At 69.0% G+C, this 24722-nt stretch carries 22 protein-coding genes and 1 pseudogene; 15 read left to right on the forward strand and 8 right to left on the reverse strand.

Annotated elements, in window-relative coordinates:
- The 5 genes from DM816_RS06700 to DM816_RS06720 all read left to right on the forward strand — a co-directional run.
- The coding region (locus DM816_RS06700) for an FtsX-like permease family protein (protein ID WP_211588574.1) at positions 1 to 1410 on the forward strand (1410 nt) is incomplete at its 5' end.
- Between the two features lie 112 nt (positions 1411 to 1522).
- Complete coding sequence (locus tag DM816_RS06705; RefSeq protein ID WP_117209271.1) at positions 1523 to 2383, forward strand: ABC transporter ATP-binding protein; 861 nt, start codon at positions 1523 to 1525, stop codon at positions 2381 to 2383.
- Positions 2370 to 3017, forward strand: a complete 648-nt coding sequence (locus tag DM816_RS06710; RefSeq protein ID WP_117209272.1) for an ABC transporter ATP-binding protein — start codon at positions 2370 to 2372, stop codon at positions 3015 to 3017. Before DM816_RS06705 ends, DM816_RS06710 begins: the two co-directional genes overlap by 14 nt.
- A 97-nt stretch (positions 3018 to 3114) precedes the next feature.
- Positions 3115 to 3774, forward strand: a complete 660-nt coding sequence (locus DM816_RS06715; protein ID WP_162907189.1) for a hypothetical protein — start codon at positions 3115 to 3117, stop codon at positions 3772 to 3774.
- A complete protein-coding gene (locus DM816_RS06720; RefSeq protein WP_117209274.1) occupies positions 3767 to 4636 on the forward strand; it encodes a GNAT family N-acetyltransferase in 870 nt (289 codons plus the stop codon). Before DM816_RS06715 ends, DM816_RS06720 begins: the two co-directional genes overlap by 8 nt.
- On the opposite strand, the gene DM816_RS06725 is transcribed toward DM816_RS06720, so the two are convergent.
- Positions 4553 to 6067: a hypothetical protein gene (locus DM816_RS06725; protein WP_162907190.1), complete on the reverse strand. Its 1515-nt coding sequence runs from the start codon at positions 6065 to 6067 to the stop codon at positions 4553 to 4555. The two genes, DM816_RS06720 and DM816_RS06725, sit on opposite strands and share 84 nt — an antisense overlap.
- Before the next feature lie 116 nt (positions 6068 to 6183).
- Positions 6184 to 6498 carry a PadR family transcriptional regulator gene (locus tag DM816_RS06730; RefSeq protein ID WP_117209276.1) on the reverse strand — a complete coding sequence of 105 codons (315 nt, stop codon included), beginning with the start codon at positions 6496 to 6498 and terminating at the stop codon, positions 6184 to 6186.
- A 28-nt stretch (positions 6499 to 6526) separates the two neighbouring features.
- On the opposite strand from DM816_RS06730, the gene DM816_RS06735 reads away from it, so the two are divergent.
- The 6 genes and pseudogenes from DM816_RS06735 to DM816_RS06760 all read left to right on the forward strand — a co-directional run bounded on the left by DM816_RS06735 (position 6527) and on the right by DM816_RS06760 (position 12088).
- Entirely contained in the window at positions 6527 to 7681 is a 1155-nt protein-coding gene (locus tag DM816_RS06735; protein WP_117209277.1) for a DUF4153 domain-containing protein, read from the forward strand.
- Between the two features lie 34 nt (positions 7682 to 7715).
- Entirely contained in the window at positions 7716 to 9389 is a 1674-nt protein-coding gene (gene icmA, locus DM816_RS06740; protein WP_117209278.1) for a coenzyme B12-dependent isobutyryl-CoA mutase large subunit, read from the forward strand.
- A 60-nt stretch (positions 9390 to 9449) separates the two neighbouring features.
- A complete protein-coding gene (locus DM816_RS06745; protein ID WP_117209279.1) occupies positions 9450 to 10325 on the forward strand; it encodes a tetratricopeptide repeat protein in 876 nt (291 codons plus the stop codon).
- Between the two features lie 95 nt (positions 10326 to 10420).
- Positions 10421 to 11323, forward strand: a pseudogene (locus DM816_RS06750) (arginase family protein); the annotation flags it as partial.
- A 70-nt stretch (positions 11324 to 11393) separates the two neighbouring features.
- The gene (locus DM816_RS06755) at positions 11394 to 11732 is read left to right on the forward strand and encodes a hypothetical protein (RefSeq protein WP_117209280.1); all 339 of its coding nucleotides are present in this window, start codon (positions 11394 to 11396) and stop codon (positions 11730 to 11732) included.
- Positions 11618 to 12088, forward strand: a complete 471-nt coding sequence (locus tag DM816_RS06760; protein WP_425455221.1) for a hypothetical protein — start codon at positions 11618 to 11620, stop codon at positions 12086 to 12088. The genes DM816_RS06755 and DM816_RS06760 overlap by 115 nt, the downstream gene beginning before the upstream one ends.
- On the opposite strand, the gene DM816_RS06765 is transcribed toward DM816_RS06760, so the two are convergent.
- The 3 genes from DM816_RS06765 to DM816_RS06775 form a co-directional block, all read right to left on the reverse strand.
- On the reverse strand, positions 12085 to 12660 hold the full coding sequence (locus DM816_RS06765; RefSeq protein ID WP_117209282.1) for a Uma2 family endonuclease: 576 nt from the start codon (positions 12658 to 12660) through the stop codon (positions 12085 to 12087). The genes DM816_RS06760 and DM816_RS06765 overlap by 4 nt on opposite strands.
- A 71-nt stretch (positions 12661 to 12731) precedes the next feature.
- The gene (locus DM816_RS06770; RefSeq protein ID WP_211588575.1) at positions 12732 to 12995 is read right to left on the reverse strand and encodes a dihydrofolate reductase family protein; all 264 of its coding nucleotides are present in this window, start codon (positions 12993 to 12995) and stop codon (positions 12732 to 12734) included.
- Between the two features lie 211 nt (positions 12996 to 13206).
- Positions 13207 to 13944 (reverse strand): SDR family NAD(P)-dependent oxidoreductase, encoded by a 738-nt coding sequence (locus DM816_RS06775; RefSeq protein ID WP_117209283.1) that lies wholly within the window; start codon positions 13942 to 13944, stop codon positions 13207 to 13209.
- A gap of 48 nt (positions 13945 to 13992) precedes the next feature.
- Here DM816_RS06775 and DM816_RS06780 point away from each other — a divergent pair, with 48 nt between their 5' ends.
- Positions 13993 to 14370 (forward strand): winged helix-turn-helix transcriptional regulator, encoded by a 378-nt coding sequence (locus DM816_RS06780; RefSeq protein WP_117209284.1) that lies wholly within the window; start codon positions 13993 to 13995, stop codon positions 14368 to 14370.
- Here DM816_RS06780 and DM816_RS06785 read toward each other — a convergent pair.
- A complete protein-coding gene (locus tag DM816_RS06785) occupies positions 14357 to 16261 on the reverse strand; it encodes a penicillin-binding transpeptidase domain-containing protein (RefSeq protein WP_117209285.1) in 1905 nt (634 codons plus the stop codon). The genes DM816_RS06780 and DM816_RS06785 overlap by 14 nt on opposite strands.
- A 102-nt stretch (positions 16262 to 16363) precedes the next feature.
- Between DM816_RS06785 and DM816_RS06790 the strand changes: the two genes are divergently transcribed.
- Positions 16364 to 21295 carry an NAD-glutamate dehydrogenase gene (locus DM816_RS06790; protein WP_117209286.1) on the forward strand — a complete coding sequence of 1644 codons (4932 nt, stop codon included), beginning with the start codon at positions 16364 to 16366 and terminating at the stop codon, positions 21293 to 21295.
- On the forward strand, positions 21292 to 21696 hold the full coding sequence (locus tag DM816_RS06795; protein WP_117209287.1) for a hypothetical protein: 405 nt from the start codon (positions 21292 to 21294) through the stop codon (positions 21694 to 21696). The genes DM816_RS06790 and DM816_RS06795 overlap by 4 nt, the downstream gene beginning before the upstream one ends.
- A 5-nt stretch (positions 21697 to 21701) precedes the next feature.
- Here the strand turns inward: DM816_RS06795 and DM816_RS45180 are convergent, their stop codons facing one another.
- Together DM816_RS45180 and DM816_RS06800 are read right to left on the reverse strand one after the other, a co-directional pair.
- A complete protein-coding gene (locus tag DM816_RS45180) occupies positions 21702 to 21833 on the reverse strand; it encodes a hypothetical protein (protein WP_281274301.1) in 132 nt (43 codons plus the stop codon).
- A gap of 86 nt (positions 21834 to 21919) precedes the next feature.
- Complete coding sequence (locus tag DM816_RS06800; RefSeq protein ID WP_117209288.1) at positions 21920 to 23368, reverse strand: glycoside hydrolase family 3 N-terminal domain-containing protein; 1449 nt, start codon at positions 23366 to 23368, stop codon at positions 21920 to 21922.
- A gap of 95 nt (positions 23369 to 23463) precedes the next feature.
- Here DM816_RS06800 and DM816_RS06805 point away from each other — a divergent pair, with 95 nt between their 5' ends.
- Entirely contained in the window at positions 23464 to 24639 is a 1176-nt protein-coding gene (locus DM816_RS06805) for an ROK family transcriptional regulator (protein WP_117209289.1), read from the forward strand.
- The last annotated feature ends 83 nt before the right edge of the window (positions 24640 to 24722 follow it).

A 24722-nucleotide genomic window follows, 5' to 3' on the forward strand; every position in this document is an offset into this window, starting at 1 on the left:
GCCGCCGGGGTCTATCAGGTGACCGCCGCACACCCGCAGGCACTGCTCGCCGCCGTGGCCGCGGCCGACCCGTCGGGCGGGTCGATGGCGGTGGTGCGCAGCGACGAGCAATACGCGCAGGGCAAGGTCGAGCTGATCGGCGTGCAGTCCGAGCGGCTCGGCCGGGTGGCGGCGTGGCGGGGCAAGGATCGCGCGCAGGTCGACCGGATCGGCGAGCGGCTGCGCGAGGGTGCGACGGCGCCCGTGCCGCTGGGCGGCGACGTCATGGTGCGGGTCAACGTGTCCGGGCTGGGCGACGTGCCGCTTCGCCTGGGCGCCATGGTTTCCGTGCCAGGCCTGCCGCCGACCGTGGTGTGGCTGGGCAACCTGGCGGTGGGGCAGCGCGACTATGCGGCGCCGGTCACCGCGTGCGCCGGGTGCCGGTTCGTGGGGCTCGCGGTCGGCCGGGTGGGCGCCGTCACCGGGGCGATCCGGGCAACCCTTGCGCTGCAAGAGATACACACGGGTGGGGCCAGCCTGCCGCTCGCGGCCGACCTGTGGCACACGTCTTCGGAGCGCAACCCGAGCGCGCGGGTGTCGGTGGCCGACAAGACCCTCACGGTGGAGTCCAACGGGCCCGGCGAGGTCGTCGTGTCGCATGTGGACACGCCGGCGCGGCTGCCGGTGGTGCTCGCCGGTGCGGCTCCGGGCGAGGGCGACAGTTTCGCGTTCCCGTCCTTCGCGGATGTGCAGCAGGAGTTCTCGGTCGTGGAGCGGGCTGATCTGCTGCCCCGGGGCGGGGCGCACGGGCTGCTGTTCGACCTCGACCTGGCGGTGCGATCCGCATCGGTGTCCGCTGGGCTGGGCGAGGCCTCCGACCTGCGCTACGAGGTTTGGACCGACGGCACGGCCGGGGCTGGGCTGGACCGCAAACTCGCCGAGCACGGGGTGGGGCTCATCAGGTACCAGAGCATAGGAAGTGAGAAGGAGTTGCTGGCTCGCCGCGCCCCGGCACTCGGCTTCAGTCTCTACCTCCTCGCCGGGATCGCCGCCGCGGCGCTGGGGCTGGGAGTGCTTGCGCTGAGCCGGCGGCTGGGCGCGGCCGACAGGCGGGCCGAGCTCGCCGCGTTACGTGCCACGGGCGTGCGCACCCGGGTGTTGCGGCGGGCGCTGCGCCGGGAGCGGCTGATCGGCCTGGCGCTGCCGCTGGTCATCGGAGTCGTGGCCGGGGTGGGTGCGGCGGTGCTCATGCTTCCGGGCATCCCGCTGGTGACGGCCGGCAGCACGAGACCTATCGAGCTCGCCGAGCTGGAGCTGTGGCGGTCGGCGCTGGAGCCGTCGGCGCTCGTGATCGCCGCGGCCGCCGCGCTGCTCGTGGCGCTGGCCGGCTGGCTGACCGCCGGACGCCTGGCCCGGGGAGGCGTCCAGTGATGGCGTTGCCGAGGGGACTTCGGCCCGGGGAAAGCCGCCGTCGGACGCCTGGCCCGGAGAGGCGTCCAGTGATGGCGCTGCCGAGCGGGTTTTTGGCGCGGGGAGGCGGGCGATGACTTCCGCGGTGATGTGCCGAGGGCTGGTCTATATTTACCGGCTTGAGGGATACGACGTCGTGGCGCTCGGCGGGGTCGACCTCGACATCGCGCCGGGCGAATCGGTCGCGCTGCTTGGGCCGTCCGGTTCGGGCAAGTCTACTTTGCTCAGTCTGCTGGCCGGGCTGCTGCGGCCCGCGGCCGGTCGGGCCGCGATCGACGATATCGACCTGGCCAAGGCGAGCGAGGCCGAGCTGGCGCGCATGCGGGCCACGACGGTGGGCGTCGTGCTGCAGGGGGCCGAGCGCAATCTGTTGCCCTACCTGACGGCTGAGCAAAACGTGCGGTTCGCGCAGCGGGGTGCGGCGGCGCACGGTGTGCAGGGCATGCCGAGCCCGCGCGATGTGCTTTCGCTTGTGGGGCTTGGCGTGCGGGGCAAGCTGCGCCAGCGGCCCGACCAGATGAGCCCGGGAGACCGGCAGCGGCTCGCGCTGGCCGTCGCGCTGGCACACAAACCGGGGCTGCTGCTCGTGGACGAGCCCACCAGCCAGCTCGACACCATCGCGCGCGACGAGATCATCGCGGCGCTTGAGGGCGTGCGCAAGCTTGGCACCACGGTGGTCGTGGTGACACACGATCCGGAGGTCGGCGCGCGGATGGGCCGGCAGGTCACCATCCGGGATGGGCGGGTTGGTGCCGAGGGCCAGCTGGGCGAGGAGTTCGCGCTGGTGGGCCGGGACGGCTCGGTGCACCTGCCGCCCGAGATCCTCGCGGTGCTCCCGCCCGGCACCCGGCTGCGCGTGCACGCCATGCCCGATGGCACGGTGAGCCTCGTGCCCGCGGTGTCCACTTTGGAGGTTGCGGATGCTGCTCGCTGATCGCGTCAGTGTGGCATACGGCAAGAATCGGCCCGTGCTGCGCGATGTGTCGGTGGCACCGGTCAAGGGGCGCATCCTCGCGGTGACCGGCGCCTCGGGCGCGGGCAAGACCACCCTGCTCATGACGCTTGCCGGGATGTTGCGCCCCCTGGCAGGCACTGTCACCGTGCACGGCGTCGCGCTGCGCGGGCGTGACCACGCGGTCGAGCAGGGAATCATCCTTGTGCCGCAACACAATGGGCTCGCCCCGACGCTCACCGCCGCCGAGAACGTTCAGGTAGCGCTGCTTGCCGCGGGGGCATCCGCGGCCGACGCGCGGCGGCTCAGCGCGGAGGCGCTCGCGGCCGTCGGGCTTGAGGCGCAGGGCGACCAGCTCGTCGAGGAGCTGTCGGGTGGGCAGCAGCAGCGGGCGGCAATCGCGCGCGGACTGGCGTTGCGCGGCGAAATCCTGATCGCCGACGAGGTGACCAGCGAGCTCGACGCGGCCAACCGGCAAAACGTGCTGCGGCTGCTGCGATCCGAGGCCGAGCGCGGCGTCGCGGTCGTGTTCGCCACGCACGACCCACAGGCCGCGGCCGCGTGCGACGAGCAGCTGCATCTGGTGGACGGCTACACCGCCACCCCGCCGCGCTGACCCCCACACGGTCCTGTCGGTATGCGATGTGGGTGAAGCCGACGCCAAATGGTGTAGCCGCGCGATTTGCGGTTGCGCCACCGGTTAACGTGAGGGAATGACCTCTCGACCGGTACCGGGGGCCGTGCGGGCGGCGGCGATCGCGCTCGGTGCGCTGGCGTTCATCGGCGCGACACTGATTGTCGTTGGCGTGCTTGAGATCTTGTGGTGGCGCTCGCCCGACGCCGCCGGGCTGGCCGTGATTTTCGACCGGGTGAAGCAGACCTATGGCCTGGACCGTCCGGCGATGCTGCGCGGCGTGGGCGGTGCGGGCGTGCTGATCGCGTTTGGTGTGGTCGCGCTCGGGCTGTCCGGGCTGGCGTGGCCGATACGCGACGGCCACCAGTGGGCCAGAACGACCGCCGTGGTCGGCATGATCGGCCTCGTGGTCGTTGTCGGGGTGGACATCGGGAGTGACCTGGTCCTCGCGACCTCGCCCGCCACATACACGGCCGAGGTCGCGAGCTTCGATCCGCAGGGCCGTGTCGTGCGCGTTGAGGACATCCAAGCCCTGCTCTATCCGGCGTGGTATCCGTGGCTTGAAGATGTCGCGCAGGGCGCGCTGGTCCTCGTGTGCGTGTTTGCGCTCCTGGCGCTGGGCAAGGCGGCTGTCTGGAGCGAAGGCTACTTCAAGGCCGGGCCGGACGCCCGCACCGATGACGCGTGGGGCGCCAAACTCGCGAAGATCCGTGAGGAGAACCAGCGACGTGATGCGTGACAGGCCGGCAACACCCGACGACACTCCCGCCATCCACAAGCTGGTGTCGGCGTGCGACCCGGACTCCAGCCTCGACTCCATCGCGGCCGACCTGGCCCGCCCGGCGATCGTGCTCGCCCGTGACACCGTCGTCGTGCATGACGACGGTGAACTGGTGGCCTGGGCGTGGGTCCACATGGGCCGCCGGGCTCAGGTCAACGTGCATCCCGACTATCGCGGCCGGGGCATCGGCACGCGCCTTCTGGCCTGGGCGGAGGCCCGCTCGCTTGAGCTCGGCAGCTCACGGCTGGGCCAAAACGTGCCCGACAGTCGGACCGATGCGGCGAAGCTCTTGCGCGCCAACGGATACGAGCCGAAGGCGACCGCCTGGCTGCTGGAGATCGCGATGGAGCGCGAGCCGGAGGTCCCGGCGCTCGACGGCATCACGGTGCGCTCCTTCCGCGACGGCGATGGCCTCGCGGCGTACCAGATGATGGAAAAGGCTTTTAACGAATGGCAGCAACGCCCTCACGAATACGGGGAGTGGGCGCAGCAGACGATCGAGCGGGAGACGTTCGTGCCGGAACTGTCCCCGCTGGCGTTCGCCGGGGAGCGGCTCGTGGGTGCTGTGCTGTCGCTGGATGTTTTTGCGCAGGGGTACGTCGAACGCGTCGCGGTGGACCGAGAGTTCCGCAATCGTGGCATCGCACGGGGATTGTTGCTGGAGGCGTTTCGTGGCTTCTACCGGCAGGGCCGCCGCGCGTGTCGTTTGTGGACACACTCGGACACGGGTGCGCTGTCACTCTATGAGCGCGTCGGCATGTCGGTCGTGCGCAGCTCGACGCACTTCAGCAAGCCCCTGCAGCACGATCATCGCGGCTAGCGCCCACAGCAGCGGGCCCCACGCGATGAGCGCGGGCAACGTCAAGTATGCGATCCACCCTCCCGCGACAACACCCGGCAAGCGGCGCGCTCCCGGCCGGACCGCCGCGAACCCGATCACCGAGCTGGGCACGAGCGTGAGCATTGACGCGAGCACGACCGTCTTGGTTGGACTGTCCCAGCCCACGGTTGACCAGTTGTTGCTGTAGACGCCGACGGCCCAGCACCCGACCGCCGTGCCACAGGCCCATAGCACGGCAACCGGCATGCAGGGACGTGCCCGCACGAGCGCCGCCATGAGCAGCAGCACGCACACCGCCGCGATGGTGTGCGGTGGCCAGGCGTTGAACGAAGCGAACGCCGCGTATCCGGCCGCGCTGCCCACACCCACTCCCGCGAGCCGTTCTTTGGAGAAAGGTGCCCGGCTGTGTTCCTCCCGCCCCCCAGCCCTTCGGGCCCGCCCGCCTTGCCCGAACCACCCGATCACGCACAACACGAGGCACGTGGCCAGCACGACGTGTGCGAGCCGGCCGAACCGGGCCGCGGTCAGGTCGTCCAGCGGCAGATGCCAGGCGATGGCGTCGATCGGGCCGAGCCACGTCGCGGGCAGCGCGAGCAGCAGCCGGGCCATGATGGGCAGGCGCGCGGACTGCCCGCTGCGCCGCCGGTGCAGCGCGACGACCGCCGTGGCGAGCACCCCGGCCGCGACGACCGCGCCGATCCGGGCCAGCACGGGCTGGTAGTAGCCGGGTGCGGGCGGGCTGACCACGCCACAAGCGACGATCACGGCCACGGTCGCGGCGAGCACGTTGAACCGTGACTCCAGGGTGGGCGGGCGATAGCCCGCAAGGGCGATGCAGCCGAGGCCTGTCAGCGACATGATGACCCACACGGGCGGGCGCTCGGGCGGCACGAACACCGCCAGCAGCGCGGTGGCAAGCGTCGCCGCGATGGCCACGCCGATCAGCGCCCGCGCCGCGCCTGGGCGCAGGAGCACCCACCCGGCGAGGGCAGAAAGCCATGCGGCGTAAGCCAATGGGCCGGTCGTGGGGATGACCGGCTCGATGCGCCACCATGCGAACGCGGACAGGCCCGCCGCCAGGGCCAGCGCCCACGGCGCGGCCAGCGGCACGCCCAAATGCAGGTCGAAGGCCGCCATGCGCCTGCGCAGGGCGTGGCCCAGCACGTCGAGCACGTCGCCCAGCGGCGGGACTGTCCGATGTGGACCGGCGGAGTCGAGCAGAGTCGCCACGATCTCGTCGCCGCGATGAGCGCGATAGTCGGCCGGATAGGCGTGAAGCAGCAGGCGACAGCGCCGCTCCAGCGGGGTGGCGGCGTGGCCGACCGGCTTTTGTGTCATGGCGCGGGCAGCCGCCGGTTTTGTCTTCGTGCTCTGCGAGGTGATGGTATGCGACATGGCGTCGCCAGCCATGGGTTTTGTGATGGCGTGGCCAGTCGCCGGTTTTGTCATCGCGTCGCCAGCCATGGGTTTTGTGATGGCGTGGCCAGTCGCCGGGTTTGTCATGGCGTCGCCAACCACGGGTTTTGTCATGGTGTCGCCAACCGGCGCAAGCGTGAGCGCGCCGCCTGGGCGTTGTCGGCCAGCCTGCTCGCCTCGGCGTCCAAATGCGACACTCCGTCGCGGGTGAGCTCGTAGTAGCGCCGCAGCCGCCCGTCGACGATCTCCTCCCGGCTCACGGTGACCAGGCCCTGCTCGGCCAGGCGGTCGAGCGCACCGTAGAGCGTGCCGGGGCGCAGCTTGACCCGCCCGCCGGACAGCTCCGCCACCTCCTGGATCACGCCGTAGCCGTGCATCGGCGCGCCCGCGAGGGCGGTCAGGATCAAAAAAGTGGGCTCTTGCATATAGTCAGTTTACCGTTATATTACGGCGATGGACAAGTACCGGTTGATAGCGATCGCTGCCCTGTCGCTGGCCGCATCGGCGTTCGTCACCGTCGGCGAGCCCGGAATCGGTTGGCCTATCGCGGGTTTGGCGTTCGCGCTGATCGCCTGGCGGGTGGACCCGCGCAACGTGGGAATCGCGCTGTTGCTCGGCGTGAGCGCGCTACGGGAGGCCCAGTGGGTGTTCTGGCTGTGCCTGGCCGCCGCGCTGGCGCTCGCGGTGGTCGGGCGGGCGTGGACCCGCATCCCTCGGCCCGGTCACGGGGCGGGCCGAGGGATGATCATCGCGGGCACGCTCGTCGTCGTGTTCGGGGTGTTGCTCGCGTCCGCCGAGCGGGCCTTCGCCGAATGGCTCACGTCCGGGTTCCTGCTCGCGCTGCCGGTGCTGCTGGTGATGGGCGTCGGCATGGCGCTGCCGCAGGCTTGGCTCAAGGGCAAGGAGCGCACGTCGTGGGCGAGGCTCGACTGGATGATCCCGGTCGGGGGACTGATCGTCCTGTTTGGAGCGTTCGCCGCCGTCATGTTCAACGCGTTGTTCGGCGGGCACGAATATGTGCTCAACCCGGAGGGCCCGACGTACGCCAACCATGCGCGCACCGGGTTCGCCCAGTTGGCCGTTGTCGCGATGCTCACCATGGGCGTGGTTCTGGCCGTGCTCAGCCGGGTTTCCGACGAGGATCGGCGGCTCGCGATGGTCATGGTGGGTGTGCTGAGCGGGCTCACGCTCGTGATCGTGGCGTCGGCGCTGCTACGCATGGTGGTTTACGGGGAGGCGTTTGGGTACACCCGCATGCGTCTGCTGGCCGTCGTCGCGATCGTGTGGCTCGGGCTCGTCTTCGTGGCGCGCAAATACGCCTGGCACACGGGCGTTGCCGTGCTGCTCGCGCTGGTCATCCTCAACCCCGACCGCCACATCGCGCAGACCGTGATCGGGCGCTGGGCCCATGACGGCCACCTCGACGCGCCCTATCTCGCGTCGCTGTCGACCGACGCCCTGCCCGCGCTGGACCGCCTGCCCGCCGAAAAGCGCGACTGCCTGACGGCGGCGGTCGCGAAGCGGGAACGGACCGCCGAATGCACCCGCTACCTGCGCGAAGGGTACCGCCAGGAGGGAAACTGGACCGACCCGAGCCAAAGACCTTAGCGATCGTTTAGGTTCGCGGTCTAGTATTCGGGGCATGACCCCAGAGGAGATCGCGGCCGGCCGGGAGCGCTGGCAGCGCAGGTACGAAGAGGCGCCCAAAAGGCGCGCGGACTTCACGACCCTATCCGGTGTCGAGGTGGACCCGCTCTACGGTCCGCCCGAAGGCGCCGCTTATCCGGGGTTCGAGCGCATCGGCTGGCCCGGCGAGTTTCCCTTCACGAGAGGGCTCTACGCCACGGGCTATCGCGGGAGGACCTGGACGATCCGGCAGTTCGCCGGGTTCGGCAACGCCGTGCAGACCAACGAGCGCTACAAGCTGATCCTTGGCGCGGGCGGCGGCGGCCTGAGCGTGGCCTTCGACATGCCGACCCTCATGGGGCGCGATTCGGACGACCCGCGCTCGCTGGGTGAGGTGGGCCACTGCGGGGTGGCCATCGACTCGGCCGCCGACATGGACATCCTGTTCAAGGACATCCCGCTGCAGGATGTGACCACCAGCATGACCATCTCCGGCCCTGCCGTGCCGGTGTTCTGCATGTACCTGGTGGCAGCCGAGCGCCAGGGCGCCGATCTGTCCAAACTGGACGGCACGCTGCAGACGGACATCTTCAAGGAGTACATCGCGCAGAAGGAATGGCTGTTCGAGCCCGAGCCGCACCTGCGCCTGATCGGCGACCTGATGGAGCACTGCGCGCACAACATCCCGCGTTACAAGCCGTTGAGCGTGAGCGGTTACCACATCCGCGAGGCCGGGTCGACCGCCGCGCAGGAGCTGGCTTACACGCTGGCCGACGGGTTCGGCTACGTCGAGCTCGGCCTGAGCCGCGGGCTCGACGTCAACCGGTTCGCGCCGGGCTTGAGCTTCTTCTTCGACGCGCACCTCGACTTCTTCGAGGAGATCGCCAAGTTCCGGGCCGCGCGGCGCATCTGGGCACGCTGGATGCGCGACGTTTACGGGGCGACCGACGAGCGGGCGCAATGGCTGCGCTTCCACACCCAGACGGCGGGCGTGTCGCTGACCGCGCAGCAGCCGGTCAACAACGTCGTGCGCACGGCGGTCGAGGCGCTGGCGGCCGTGCTCGGGGGCACGAACTCCTTGCACACCAACGCATTGGACGAGACCCTGGCCCTGCCCACCGATGAGTCCGCCGAGATCGCGCTGCGCACCCAGCAGGTGCTCATGGAGGAGATCGGCGTGGTCAACGTGGCCGACCCGCTGGGCGGTTCGTGGTATGTGGAGGCGCTCACCGACAAGATCGAGGCCGAGGCGGAGGAGATCTTCACGCGCATCCGCGAGCTGGGCAGCGACGGCACGATCACGAGTGGGATCCTGCGCGGGATCGAGGACGGCTGGTTCACGGCCGCGATCGCCGACAGTGCGTATGCCTATCAGCGGGCGCTCGAAAGCGGTACCAAGAAAATAGTGGGTGTCAATGTCCACACCAGCACGGTGGCCAAGGAGCTGGAAATTCTGCGGGTCTCGCACGAGGTCGAGCTTGAGCAGGTGCGGGTGCTCAAGGAGCGGCGCGCCCACCGGGACGACGACCTGGTGAAGCAGAAGCTCGACGAGATGATCGCCGCGGCACACGGCAACGTCAACATGATCCCTTCCATGTTGGACGCCTGCCGGGCCGAGGCCACGCTCGGTGAGATCTGCGACGCGCTGCGGGCCGAGTGGGGCGTCTATCGCGAGCCGGCACGCTTCTAGGCACCTCGCTAGTGGGAGCGCCGGGGTTGGGAAAGGTTCGGCCGCTTCTAGACTGGGACCATGAGTGAACCACGTCCGACACAGTCGATCTTCACCCGCGGCGCGGTGGACCTGAGTAGCCTCCGTTCCACCCCTGCCCCTGCGCAGGAGGCGCCGCCTGCCCCAAGCGGCGGGCCATGGATCGAGGTCACCGAGGCCAACGTGCAGTCGGTGGTGCTGGAGCGATCGCTCAACACCCCGGTCGTGATCGCGTTCGTTGTGGATCACCCACAGGTCACGCCCTACTTCAACGAGCTTGTGTCGCAAAACACGGCCGATGGAGGGTCGTGGGTGCTGGCCCGGGTCGACGTCCAGGGTCAGCAGCGCCTGGCGCAGGCGTTCCAGGTGCAGAGTGTGCCCACGCTCATGGCGGTGGTCGGCGGGCAGCCGGTGGACGGCGTTCCCGGCATCCTGCCCCCGTCCGACCTGCGCAAGTGGCTCGACGCGGTGCTCAAGGCGGGGGGTGTGCAGGTGCGCCAGGCCGAGGACCCGCGGCTCGCCGAGGCCGACGAGGCGCTGATCATGGGCGATCTCGACACGGCCGAAATGGCGTACAAGAAAATCCTCGCCGATTCGCCCAAGGACGCGGCGGCAGAGGCGGGATTGGCACATGTCGGTCTGGCAAAGCGCGTCGCAGGCGTGGATCCCAACGCCGCCTTGGCAAAGGCCGCGCAAAACCCCCAGGACCTCGCTGCCCAGCTGATGGCCGCCGACGTCGAGGTGCTGTCCGGCCAGGCCGAACAGGCATATCGGCGGCTGGTGGAGTTGGTGCGCAACGTTTACGGTGACGATCGGGAGACGGTGCGCCAGCACCTGGTATCGCTGTTCACCATCGCCGGCCCGGACGACCCGGCGGTCGCCTCCGCGCGGCGCTCCCTGGCCAACGCGTTGTTCTAGATCGAGGAGCACAGCCGAGGGGGGTCAATGCGGCGCATCGCGGTGCTTGACGCTCCCTCCAATCCGGGTCGCGTCCTTCCGTCGGAGGGGGCGCGATGCGTCGGATAGCTGTCCTCGACGCGCCCTCCAATCTGGGGCTGCGGCCGCCAACGGAGACCTCGGTGCCGGGGTGCGCCAAGGCGCCCGGGGCCTTGCGCGACAAGGGTCTGCTGCCCAAAATCGGCGCCCGGGACGCGGGGTGCCTGACCCCACCCCGATACGACCCGGGCGACTGGCGGCCCGGCGACGGCGTGTCACACGCGCCGCAGATCCACAGCTACACGCTGCGCCTGGCCGAACGGATCACCACGATCATCGATGCGGGCGAGTTCCCGCTGGTGCTGGGTGGCGACTGCTCGATCCTGCTCGGGTCGGCGCTGGCCATGCGGCGGCTCGGCGAGGACGTGGGCGGGCGGCTCGGACTGGTGTTTGTGGACGGTCACTCCGACTTCCGGCACCCGGGCAACGCGCCCTACACCGGGGCGGCGGCGGGCGAAGACCTCGCGCTCGTGACCGGGCGGGGCGCGCCCGAACTGGCCGGGATCGAGGGGCGGCGGCCATACTTCCGGGACAACGACGTCGTCGTGCTCGGCATCCGGGAAAATGACGAATACCGATTAGATCTGCAGGCGGCCGGCTTCTCGGTGCGCCCGGCGCCCGTCCTGCGGGCCGAGGGCGCGTCCCGCACCGCGGCGTGGGCGCGGGAGCAGTTGGCCGACTGCGCCGGGTACTGGCTGCACATCGACGTCGACGTGCTCGACGGCGCGATCATGCCGGCCGTCGACGCGCCGACACCGGGCGGCATCGCGTTTGCCGAGCTGGAGCTGCTCATCGCCGGTCTGGTCAACACGCCCGACTGCCTGGGCATGGAGGTGACCATCTTCGATCCCGATCACGATCCGCAGGGCAACTATGCGGCGCTCGTCGTCGAGACGCTGGTCGCCGGGCTCAAGCCGCTCTGGCCCAAGATCCCGGCTCCGCGCAAAGCCCATGATTCGGCCCGCCGGGCGGCACGTTAGTCTCTCCGTCATGCTCACCACAGCGGCATACGTCATCGCGTTTGCTCTGGCCGCATGGGCACTGCTGTGCGCCGCGATCAACCGCCAGCCGGACCGCATCCAGTTCTATGGCGCCATCCTCGCGACCCTGTCGATCGTGGCACTGCTGATCCAGGCCGTTGTCCAGTGGCATCCTCAAGACCCCATAATCTTTATCGGGTACGGCTTGACGGCGCTGCTGCTTCCAGGGGCCGCATGGGCACTGGCGAGGCTGGAGCCCACCAGATACGGAAGCCTGATCGTCGGGGTCGCCGCGCTGATCCAGCCGGTGCTCGTGTTGCGGATGGGACAGGTATGGGGCGTGTCCTGACGTTCGTCTACGGGCTTTTCGCGCTGTCGGCCACGGCTCGGGCGATCGTGCAGCTGGCCACGCGGTTCGAGGTGGCCCCTCTGGCATACCTGCTCAGTTTGCTGGCGGGGCTCATCTACATCGCGGCCACGGTCGGGCTCGCGCTGGGCGCACGCGGGCGTCTGCTCGCGATCGTCTGTTGCTCCATCGAGCTCGCGGGCGTGCTCGGAGTCGGCGCCGCGAGCCTGTACTACCCGGATGCCTTCCCCGAAGCCACGGTCTGGTCCCGCTTCGGCCAGGGCTACGGATACGTCCCGCTGGTCCTGCCCTTCCTCGGGCTCGCCTACCTCATCACCCGCCGCCCGCGGCCAGCCTAATCCCTGCGCCTCGGCAGCTCGACCTCGCCATTGGTCAGCTTGGACAACCGGGTCAGCAGCGCTGGGGCGTAACGTCCATCGCTCAGGTGGTAGATCTCTATTGCGGCGTCGGTCGGATCGTCTGCGACCTCGTCAACGATCCAGTATTCGGGGATGCCCGCGCCGGCGTATTCGTGAAACTTGACCTCGCGATCCCGATCGACAGACTTCTTGTCCTGCCATTTGTCGGGATCGTGAGAGATGACCTCCACGGCCACGGCGATCATGTCCGCGGTGAACCGCTTGAGCCGTTGGCGAAGCAGCTCATCTCGGGTCTGCAGCAGGGCAACGACATCGGGCCGGCGACCGTTGTCGCCAATCGGCACTGGGACATCACCGGTGGCGGAAGGGTAGTGCCGCTTCAGCAGGTCTTTGATCATGTCTGCGGTGAACTCGTGCCAGGGACTGGGCGGGGTCATTATCTCCAGCTTCCCGTCACTGATCTCGAACGGTGCTTCAAGATCGATGCTCCACATGTCGTCCACCCTGAGCGCGCGCGACGGCAGCCAAGCCTGCACTAGGAGATCGGTCATGGATGAAGTCTAGCCGCGTTCGTAGCGCAGCAGGACGGTACGGCCGTCGAAGGGGCGGGAATCGGTGAGGGTCAGGCTGAGGCGCTGTTGCCGTGCGGGAACACGGGTTTGCCGCCGCCGAGCATGACCGGGTGCACGACGATATGGTACTCGCCGATGAGGCCCTGGTCGGTCAGCGCGACCGCGAGTTCGGAGCCGCCACTTAGCAGTATGTCGCCGCCGGGCTCCCACTTGAGGGTCGCCACCTCCTGCGTCCCCCCCATCACGCGGGCACCCCAGTCCGCCGATTCGAGCGTGCGGGAGACGACGACCTTGAAGGGGTGCGGCGGAGACATCCAGCAGCTGGTCGAATCCGCTCCGACCGAGAACGGGCCGTGGACGGCGACCTACGTGGACTGGACCGAGTTCTTTGACAACACGGTGCGCAGCCACTGGGAGTACGAGGCCGACCTGCCATACGGCTGGATCCGTGCGCGCGGCGTGTTCCAGGGCCGGAGCAAAGCCACGGCGGCCGCGTTCAACCACGGCGGCGGGTGCCCCGGGCTGCTAACGCAGCACCCGCGCGATGTGGCTCTCCACCAACTCGCGCAGGCGCCCCGAGGCCGCCGGGTCGACCATAACCCCGATCCGGCGGCCGGCGCGAAACGCCGACACCGGTGAGTCGGGCGGGTTCGTGAGGAGTTCGAGGATCGGCGGGGCGGCCCGTTCCACAGGAGTGGCAAGCACAGCCGACGCCGTCTTGACCACGGCCCGCCAGGGCTGTGCGAGGTGTTCGGCCATGGCGGTGCGCACGAACAGCGGGTTGTACAGCACGTACCGGATCGGCGGGCCCGCCAACGCCAACAGGTCGTTGGCCCGCGCGCCCTGCATGGTCGCGCGGAACCCGCTGTAACGCCGGCGCAACTGCACATCGTCCCAATGGATGCGGCCCGTGCTGCCACCCGTCCCGCACAGGTTCACGATCACCGGCCGCGAAGCGCGCTCCAGCAACGGCCGTAACCGCTGCGCGAGCAGGAACCGGCTCAGCACATAGAGCGCCCACGTGTGCTCGAACCCCTCCGTGGTCTCGACCCGCCCCGGGTTGTAGCGAAAAGCGCCCAGCACCAACGCGTCCAGCGAGGCGAATCGCGCACCCACCGCCCGTGCGAGCGCGTCCGTCGCCGCCAGCGAGCTGAGGTCGGCCTGCCCGCTGCCGACCGTCATGACATCGTGCCCCTCGCTTTCCAGCCGCCGCGCCAGCTCTTTGCCGATACCTTTGGTGCCACCGGTGATGAGAACGTTCATGGCCCGATCATCACCGGCCCACCGCGACCCGCGAAAGAAGGCACATTGATGTTCCCGGTCCCCGTGCTGACCCTCGACCGCCTGTCGTGCAAGGCGACCGACGTCCTGTCCCGCGTGGGCGAGAAGTGGAGCATGCTGATCCTGGGCCTGCTGAGCGTGCGCGCCTACGGCTTCAACGAGCTCGACCGCACGATCGAGGGCCTGAGCCGGCGCATCCTCACCCGCACGCTTCGCACCCTTGAGCGTGAGGGGCTGGTCCGCCGGACACCGCCCGCCGACGGGTCGCAACGGGTCGAATACGTGCTGACCGAGCTGGGTCGGTCACTGCTGCCGCTGGTGGTCGCGCTCGGCGAGTGGGCCGAGCGGCACGAGCCCGCCATCCGGCAGGCCCGTGCCTCCTACGATCACGGCCTCACAGGGCCTTGAGGAACGCGTCGGTGATGGGAAGCGCGGTGTCCTTGGGGGAGCTGCCCTGCTCCACGAAGACCGCGAACGCCAGGTCTCCCGACCACCCGATGAACCACGCATGCGTCTTGGACGGGTCGCCGTCCACATACTCGGCCGTTCCCGTCTTGCCGTGCAGTGCCGCGTGGTGCTTGAGCGAGTCGGCCGTGCCGCTCGTGACCACGAGCTTCATCATCTCGCGCAACGGGTCCACTGTGGACGGCTTCAATGCGGGCCCGTCGGGCGCCGGCTTGCCCGGTGCCGGGTCGAGCACGAGCTGCGGCTGCTTCCACTGTCCGCGCGCGATGGCCGCCGCGACGCCCGCCATCGCGACCGGGCTGACCACCGTGGTCCCCTGCCCGAACGAGGCCGCGGCGAGCTCGGCCGGACTCCCGCCCTGCGACACCTTGCCCGAGGACACGTCGAGCCCGAGGTCCCACGGCTGTCCTAACCCGACAGTCGCGCCGGCCTTGGCCAGCCCGTCATCGCCGAGTTGTGGCCCGACCGTCGCGAAGGCCGTGTTGCACGAGCGGTAGAAGTCCTCGGTGAAGGTCGGGTTGGTGAGCGAGAACATGCCCGCGTTGTGTATGGGCGGGCGTCCCGGCACGGTCAGCTCGCGCGGGCACGGCACGACCTGTGTGGGCGTGACCTTGCCGCTGTCGAGCAGCCCGATGGCCGTGACCGCCTTGAACGTCGAGCCGGGCGGCACCTGCGCCGTGAACGCCATGTTGTAGGTGGCCTTGTTGGCCGCGGCCACGATCGCGCCGTCCGAAACCCGTATCGCGACCAGCGCGCTGTTTTGCCCGAACCGCGCGAGCGCCGCCTCAGCCGCCCGCTGCGTCTTGCTGTCCAGTGTGGTCTTGATGGGCTGGCCCGCCTGGGGCTCGATGGTGTGCAGCACCGCGGCCTCCTGCGTCGTGCCGTCGGGTGCCTTGCGCGTGCTCACCACCTTGAACCCGGCCGTGCCGCGCAGCCGCTGGTCATGCTTCTGTTGCAGGCCGCCCTGGCCCACCATGTCGTTGGCCGAGTACACGCCGGGGTTGGCGTCCATGATCTCCTTGGTCACCGGGCCGACCGCGCCGAGCACGGGCCGGGCGAAGCTCGCGCTCTCGGCCAGCATCCGCTGCTCTTCCCGGAACTGCGTGCCGACCATCGGCTGGATCACCGAGCGGACTTGGTCGTATGCCTCACGGCGCAGTACCACGACCTCAATGAATTTGTCTGCATTCGCGGGATCGCTGATTTGCGCGGTCAGCGGGGCGGTGTCGCCGAGGTTGAAGACCGGGGCGAGCCCGTCCTTGAGCTGGCTGACGAACTGGTCTTTGGGGCCGGCGACGCGCTGCGGGTGGATGCCGACGATGACCACCGGGCGCGACTTGACCAGCTCCTCGGCGCCCGCGCCGAGGACACCGCCGCGGGTCTGGGCGAGCCTGCGCGTCTCGATCCGCTCGCCGCGCTTGAGTGAAGGGTGGATCACGGTGGGCTCCCAGATCACCTCCCAGCCGTCCTTGGCCTTGCTCAGCTTGACCGTGGTCGGATATTCCCACTTGAGCCCGCCCGGCAGCGGCTGAGCGACGCGGACCTCGCCTGTCGCCAATCCGTCCTTCTCGTCGATCTTGCTCACGCTCAGTTGCGGCTTGGTCTCGTAGAGCGTGCCGGACAGCGACTTGATCTCCTCGTTGATCGCGGCTGCCTGGACCTTCTCGCCGTTGGGCAGGATCACCGGCACGTCGCCGACGTTGCCGCTCGACCAGCCCTCCAGGAATTTCTTGAGCGCGGGCTCGGGCCCGTCGTCCTTGGAACACGCGGCCAGCCCGCCGGTGACCAATACGGCGGAAAGTACAGAAACCAGTAATCCCCGATTCAGAAGCACCCGCCATTGTTATCCAGAAGGGCGAGTCCCAGGCAAGCCCGTGGCTTGATTAGGCTGAGGGGAGATGTCCCACAGCGTGGTGGGCGAGGGGAGTGGGCAAGCATGTCCGATCGCGAAGCGGACTTTGGCGCAGGCGCCGACACGGTCTACGAGGGAGCGAGCGTCGATACCGTCTACGAGCAGGGCCGTCCGGCGTCCGACGACATTGAGGAGTCGGACTTCGACGAGGCGCTTCCCAACGGGGAAAACCTGATCGCCGCCGCGGTGGCGCTGGCGGTCACCGACCACGAGAGCCCCGCTGGGGAGAGCGGTCTGGCCGATGCCCAGCTGGTGCAGCGCTATTGGCGATTCGCGCCCGACGAGGAGCTGGTCGATCTCACCCCGGCACACATCCTTCACGCCGCCCGGGGACACCGCGATCTGGCCCAGCAGCGCCAGCCGGGTGAGCTCAAGCTGCGCCTGTCGCTGTCGCCCGACTCCCACCGCACCGTGATCGAGATGGTCACCGACGACATGCCGTTCCTGGTCGACTCGGTGACCGGCGCGCTGACCGCCCGCAACCTCGACGTGCAGCTGCTGGTGCACCCGGTCATGGTGGTGCGCCGCAGCGAGGACGGCACGCTCACCGAGGTCTGCGCCGATGTCGAGCCCGACGACGCGATCGCCGGCGACATCGTCGAGAGCTGGATGCTCGTCGAGACCGATCCGGTGCGCGATTTGGGCGACCAGGACGCCCTGAAGGACGATTTGCAGCGGGTACTGGTCGATGTGCGCAATGCCGTGCAGGACTGGCCGAAGATGCGGGCCCGGGCGCTGTCGCTCGCCGACGAGATCGCCACCGCGGAGCTTCCGGTCCCGGACCGGGACATCACCGACTCGGTCGAGCTGCTGCGCTGGCTGGCCGATGATCATTTTACCTTTCTGGGGTACCGGGAATATGAGCTCGTCGATCGCGACGGCGAGGCGCTGATCCGGGCCATCCCGGGCAGCGGCCTTGGCATCATGCGCGGCGGGCAGGACGAGCCGCGCGTGCTGTCCACGATGACCCCCGAGGCGCACCGCAAGGCCCTCGAAAAGCGCCTGCTCATCATCACTAAAGCCAACTCGCGGGCGACCGTGCACCGCAACGCGTACCTCGACTACATCGGCTTCAAGACCTTTGACGCCAACGGTTTTGTGGTTGGTGAGAAGCGCTTCCTGGGGCTGTTCTCGTCGTCCGCCTATCGCACGAGCGTGCGCGATCTGCCGGTGGTCAGGCGCAAGGTGGCCAGTGTGCTGGAGCGGTCGGGCCTGTCGCCGCGCAGCCACTCGGGCAAGGATCTGCTCGAAATCCTGGAGACCTACCCGCGCGACGAGCTGTTCCAGATCACCACCGACGACCTGTACCAGGCGGCAACGGGCGTGCTGCGCATGGCGGGCCGGCGTCAGCTGCGGCTGTTCCTGCGGCGCGACGCCTACGGGCGGTTCATCTCCGCGCTGGTGTATCTGCCGCGCGACCGGTTCACCACCGCGCATCGCCTTGCCATGCAAGAGATCCTGCTGCGTGAGCTCAACGGGATCGGCGTGGACTACACGACCCGGGTCAGCGAGTCCAACCTGGCCCGCGTGCACTTCATCGTGCGCACCGACCCGCACAACCCGCCCGGCCGCATCGATGTGGACGTGCTCGCCGAGCAGCTGGGCGACGCGACGCGCAACTGGGACGACGACTTCCGGCTCGTGCTGGAACGCAAGCTCGGCGACGAGCAGGCCAAGAAGCTCGCGTCGCGATACATCGACGCGCTGCCCGAGACCTACAAGGACGGGCACCTGCCGTACGAGGCCGTGCAGGACCTGGCAAAGCTGGAGCTGCTGGAGGAGCCCGGCCAGCTGGAGATGCACCTGTTCCGCAGGAAGAATGACGGGGATCAGGTGCGGTTCAAGGTGTTCCGTTACGGCGAGCCGATGGTGCTTTCCGCGGTGTTGCCGGTGCTGCACTCGTTGGGCGTCCGGGTAACGGATGAGCGACCATACTCGGTCGACAGACGCGACGGCACGATCTACCTGTACGACTTCGGGCTGCAACTGCCCGAAGGGGCGCGCGAGCTCGCGGAGGTGCGGGCACACGTCGAAAACGCGTTCGCGGCGGCGTGGCGGGGCGAGGTGGAGGTCGACGGGTTCAACGAACTGGTCGTGCGCGCGGGGCTGACCTGGCGCCAGGCCGTCGTCTTGCGGGCCTATGCCAAATACCTGCGCCAGGCCGGCACCGTGTTTTCGCAGGAATCGATGGAGTCGACTTTCTCCCGGTACCCTCAAATAGCGGCTCTTTTGGTTGCCCTCTTCGAAACCCGGTTCGATCCGCGCCTGGTGCTGGCCGACGGGGAGCGGGCCGTGCAGGCCAAGGAGCTGGTTTCGGCGATCGCACGGCAGCTCGACGCGGTGGAAAGCCTTGACCAGGACCGGATTCTGCGCAACTACCTGACGCTGATGCAGGCGACGCTGCGCACCTCGTTCTTCCAGCGGTCGGCCGACGGGCGGCCCAAGTCGTATGTGGCGTTCAAGCTCGACCCGACCGCGATTCCGGAGCTGCCCGCGCCCCGGCCCAAGTTCGAGATTTTCGTTTACTCGCCCCGGTTCGAGGGTGTGCATCTGCGGTTCGGTGCGGTGGCGCGCGGTGGCCTGCGCTGGTCGGACCGGCGCGACGACTTCCGAACCGAGATTCTGGGTCTGGTCAAGGCGCAGATGGTGAAGAACGCCGTGATCGTGCCGGTCGGGGCCAAGGGCGGGTTCGTGCTGAAGCAGGCGCCTTCGGTGTCGGATCGCGACGCGTACCAGAAAGAAGGCGTCACCTGCTATCGCATGTTCATTTCCGCGCTGCTTGACGTGACCGACAACCTCGATGCGGGCAAGATAGTGCCGCCGCGAGATGTGGTCAGGCACGACGGCGACGACCCCTATCTGGTGGTCGCGGCCGACAAGGGCACGGCGACGTTCTCCGATACCGCCAATGAGATTTCCAAGTCGTACGGCTTCTGGCTCGGTGACGCGTTCGCGTCGGGTGGGTCGGCCGGATACGACCACAAGGCGATGGGCATCACCGCGCGCGGCGCGTGGGAGTCGGTGAAGCGCCATTTCCGTGACGTCGGCATCAACATCCAGGAGCAGGACTTCACGGTGGCCGGCATCGGCGACATGTCGGGCGATGTTTTCGGCAACGGGATGCTGCTGTCGCCGCACATCCGGCTGGTGGCGGCGTTCGACCACCGGCACATCTTCCTCGACCCGCAACCGGATGCGGCACGGTCCTATATGGAGCGTGAGCGGTTGTTCGGCCTGCCGCGCAGTTCATGGGACGATTACGACCGTTCGCTGATCTCCGAGGGTGGCGGGGTCTATCCGCGCTCGGCCAAGTCGATCCCGCTCACGCCGGAAGTCAGGGCGGCGCTGGGCATCACGTCGAGCGCGACCGCGATGAGCCCCGCTGAGCTGATGAAGGCCATCCTGCTCGCACCCGTTGACCTGCTATGGAACGGGGGCATCGGGACGTATGTGAAGGCCCGCGGGCAGAGCCACGTCGACGTTGGCGACAAGGCCAACGACGCGATCCGGGTCAACGGGGCGCACCTGCGGTGCAAAGTGGTCGGTGAGGGCGGCAATCTCGGGTTCACTCAGGCGGGACGGGTGGAGTACGCGCGGGCCGGCGGGCGCATCTACACCGATTTCATCGACAACTCGGCGGGCGTCGACTGCTCCGACCACGAGGTCAACATCAAGATCCTACTCGGGAACTCGGTGGAGGACCGCGACGCGCTGCTGGCCAGGATGACCGACGAGGTCGCCGAGCTCGTGCTCAACGACAACTATCAGCAGGCGACAGCGCTGAAATCGTCTGCGGCGCAAGCGCTTTCGCTGCTGCCCGTGCACCGGCGGCTGCTCACCGAGCTGGAAAAGGCCGGCCGGCTCGACCGCGCGCTGGAGGCCATGCCCAGCGACGAGGAGCTGGCCGTGCGGGGCGAGGCCGGGCAAGGCCTGTGCGCGCCCGAGTTCGCCGTGCTGCTGGCGTACGTGAAGATCACGCTGGAGGAGGAGATCGTCGCGTCGGACCTGCCGGATGAGGCGTGGACGATGCAGACGCTCATCGATTACTTCCCGACGCCGTTGCGCGACATGACCCAGCTCATGGCCGCGCACCCGCTGCGGCGCGAGATCGTGACCACGGTGCTGGTGAACGAGATCGTCAACCGGGGCGGGATCACGTTCGTGCACCGGGCGGTCGAGGAGACCGGAGCCACGGCAGCCGATGTGTTGCGGGCGTATGTGGTGGTGCGCGACGTTTTCGACCTGCCCGCGCTGTGGGCGGCGATCGAGGCCACCGACAACATGGTGTCGACGGATGCGCAGACGGCCATCTACCTCAAGGCGCGCCGGCTGCTCGACCGCGCCGTCCGCTGGCTCATCCAGAGCCGCCGGGCGCCCATGGACGTCGCCGCCGAGATCGGGCGCCTGCGGCCCGGAGTCACCGCTCTCCTGCCCAACCTGGAAAACCTGTTTCTTGGGTCCGAGCGGGAAGCCGTCGAAGCCGACACCGCAGGCCTTTTGGCCCTTGGCGTGCCGCCCGAGCTGGCCGGGCACGGCACGCGGACGCTGTACAGCTTCGGGCTGCTCGACGTCGTCGAGGTCGCGCTCAACACGGGCCGGGACATGCACGAGGTGGCGGGAGTCTACTTTGTCCTGTCGGAGCGGCTGCGCATCGACGACCTGCTGACCCGCATCTCGCGGCTGCCACGCGACGACAGGTGGCAAACCCTGGCGCGGATGGCCCTGCGTTACGACCTTTACGCGGCGCTCGCCGCGCTCACCGGCGAGGTGCTCGCGGCCACGCCGGCCCAGGCACCCGCGCTGGAGCGGGTCGAGCTGTGGGAGCAGCGCAACGCGGTCGCGATCGGGCAGGCGACGAAGGCCATCGGTGAGGTCGACGCGTCCCGGGCCGACCTGGCCGCGCTGTCGGTCCTCTTGCGACAGATCCGCACGTTGGTCCGGACCGCGGCAGCATGAGGCTGTTGCTGGTCCACGCGGCTGACCTGCCGCAGCTCAAGCCGTATGAGGAGCTGGAGGACGAGTACTTCTGGGCCGGGGAGAACCTGCTGTTTGTCATCGACTACCTTTGGCGCGAGAAGGGCATCTCGCTGTTCTCGATCGCCCATCACGACCTGGAGCGGCGCCTGAACGATGCGAACCCGTCGAGCGCGACCATCATCGTCGGCCCGGAGCACAAGCCCCTGCTGGACAAGCTCCATCCGTCCAATCACGACCCAGCCGACCTGCGCCGCGCCCTCATCTACCGCGGCGTCTCACCGCGCGAAGCCGGCCCGGCCGCGGTTGACGGGCTCAAGCTGCTCTACGATCAACTCCTCGCCCTGCCCGACGACAGCGTGTTCGTCATCCACGTGGGCTAGCCGGTTCAGCTCGTCAGGCGCCGCACCTCGTCGGCGAAGGCGCCCGCGCCTGCCCTGTTGAGCGCGGACAGCAAGCCGTACAGCGTGGTGGGCTTGCGCTGGTGACGACTGGCCTGAGTGCTGAGTGTCCGGATCACCCCATGAAGGTGCGGCATCGAGCAGGAGCTCATCGGCCGCCAGCAGTTCCACACCATAGGGCTCCGATCGGAATTTGTAGGCCAGGCTAGTGCGCGAGGCCCAGGAGTTCGGCGGCGGCGCGGCCGTTGGCGTGGGAGGCTCCGTATGTCGTGATGAACGCTCTGACGCCCGCCGGACGCCAGCCGGAGGGCCAGCCCATCTCGACGACCGCGACCGGGTGGACCGCCGCGAGCCGCTCGGTGAGCGTGCGGGTGGCGGGGTTGCGGTGCACGTGCCGTCCAACCAGGACGATCGGGCGTCCCTGCGCGGCCTCGATGAGCGCCTCGGCGGACGTTTCGCTTGCCACGACGGCCATCTGCGGTGTGCCGTTCATGTGGGGCGCGAGGCCCCACGGCACGCGCCCCTCCGCGATGGTGTGCGAAGCGTACAGCTGCACGACCATCGGCGACTCGAACCCGGCGAGGCTGCCCTCCATCGCGACGGCACGCTTGGCCGCCTCGTATCCGAGCCGCGGCGCGGGTGCCACCGACGCCGCACCCATGCTCCACGCGGCCAACGCGTCGCACCGGTCGGCCGCCTCCTCGACCCGCTCCTGCTTGAGCTCACCGGACACCATGGCGTCCACAATGGACGCCGCGATCCGCTCGATCAGCGCGAGGTCCACCTCGGCGCCGATGCACAGCAGGTCTGCGCCCGCCTGCAGGGCCCGGATCGCCGCCCGCTCAATGGAGCCCGCGATGAGCGAGGCCCCCTTCATCTCCAGCGCATCGGTCACGACCGCGCCCGCGAACCCGAACTCGCCCCGCAACAGGTCCACGAGCAGCCCCGAATTGAAGGTGGCCGGGTCATCTCCGGTCAGCGACGGCACGCGGATGTGCGCGGTCATGATGGCCTTCGCGTCCGCCGCCACGACGGCCGCGAACGGCGGGAGTTCCCGTTGGCGCAGCACGGCCGGCGACACATCGACGGTCGGCAGCTCCAGATGCGAGTCGGTGGTGGTCGCGCCGTGGCCCGGGAAGTGCTTGGCGCACGCGGCGACACCCGCCTGCTGCAGGCCCACAACGGCCGCGGCCGCGTGGCCTGCGACCTTGACCGGGTCGTCGCCGAACGAACGGGTTCCGATGATGGGATTGTCGGTTGCGGTGTTGACGTCGACGGTGGGCGCCAGGTTGAGGTTCAGCCCGACCTCGGCCAGCTCGGTGCCGATGGCCTGGTACACCCGCCGGGTCAGGTCGAGATCGCCGATCGCGCCGAGTGCCGCGTTGCCGGGATAGGGGCTGCCCGTGCGGTGGGCCAGCCGCGTGACATCGCCGCCCTCCTCGTCGATCGCGAGCAGGACGTTGGGCCGGGCCGCGCGCAGCTGACCGCTCAGCTTCGCGACCTGATTATGATCAATGATGTTGTACCCGAAGAGCGTGTAGCCGGCCAGGCCCTGTTCCAGGAGGTCGGTTGCCCAAGCGGGGGCGCTGTGGCCGGGAAAGGCCGCAAGAAGCGTCCGCATGGCCAATCGGCGCAGATCCGGATCGATGGTCACGATGACTCCTTCAGACCTGTAGGCTACGGCGGGTACCGGTAAGGCAACCCAATCTAATAAGAAACTTAACTAAAAGCTAGAGCCAAGGATGAGCAATGGCATCAGTGTCCCAACCCGGCACACCGAGATTACTGCGTGCGCTCAATGACCGGGCAGCCCTCGAGCTGTTGCTCGCCCGTGGACCGCTTACACGCTCGCAGTTGGGCGAACTGACCGGGCTCTCCAAGGTCACCGCGTCCCAGTTGGTGGAACGGCTGGAGGGGCGCGGGCTGGTTCAGCGCGTCGGCGAGCAGGCCGGAGGGCGCGGGCCCAACGCACAGCTCTACTCCGTGCGCCCGTCCAGCGCCTACGTGGTGGGCGTCGAGGTCGCCTCCGACCACGCGGTCGCGGCGTGTGCCGACATCACCGGCGAAATCATCGGCCGGGTCGAACACTCCACTCAGGACACCGACGACCCCGTGGGCCTGGTGCACAACGCCGTGCTCGACGCGGTGAAGCAGGCCGAAGCCCCGATGGGGGACGTGCGGCGCATCGTGCTGGGCACGCCCGGCCTGGTCGATCCGGCGACCGGCGACATCGTGTTCGCGTGGAACCTGCCCCGCTGGCACCGCGGTCTCGCGGCCGCGCTGCGCGACGACCTGCACACCACGATCATCTTCGAGAACGACGTCAACCTGGCCGCCGTCGCAGAGGCGCACAACGGCGCGGCCCGCGACGTCAAAGACTTCCTGCTGATGTGGATCGGCGGCGGCATGGGCCTGGCCGTGGTGCTGGGTGGTCGGCTGCACCGCGGTTTCTCGGGAGCGGCCGGTGAAATCGGCTACCTTCCCGTGCCCGGGGCCGAGATCACGCGCGAGGTGACCCGGCGCGGGAAGGGTGCCTTCCAGCAGATCGCCGCGGCCGATGCGGTGCGGGCGGTGGCGCGCGAGCACGGATTCCGCGCGGCGACCGCGGCCGAAGCCGTGCGCAACGTCATCGCGGCGGGCACGAAGGGCGGGCCCGTGCTCGACGAGATCGCGCGGCGGCTCGCGCTCGGTGTGGCGTCGGCCTGCCTCGTGCTCGACCCGCCGATGGTCGTGCTGGCCGGTGAGGTCGGGGCGGCCGGGGGGACGCCGCTGGCCGAGCGCGTGCAGCACGAGGTCGCCGCGATCACCCCGGTGAGCCCGAAGGTCGTGGTGACGGGCGTGCATGAGCAGCCGGTGCTGCGCGGCGCCCTGCTCACCGCGCTCGACACGGTACGAGATGAGGTCTTCGGGTCCACAGTGGACTAGCTCTAAAACTCCTGGAGATTGTTGACCACTTTGGGTCTCGGATCGTTGGAGATTCCATGCCCCCGTCGCGAGAGCAGCAGCAA

The sequence above is a fragment of the Allorhizocola rhizosphaerae genome (assembly GCF_003426775.1).
Classification (GTDB): domain Bacteria; phylum Actinomycetota; class Actinomycetes; order Mycobacteriales; family Micromonosporaceae; genus Allorhizocola; species Allorhizocola rhizosphaerae.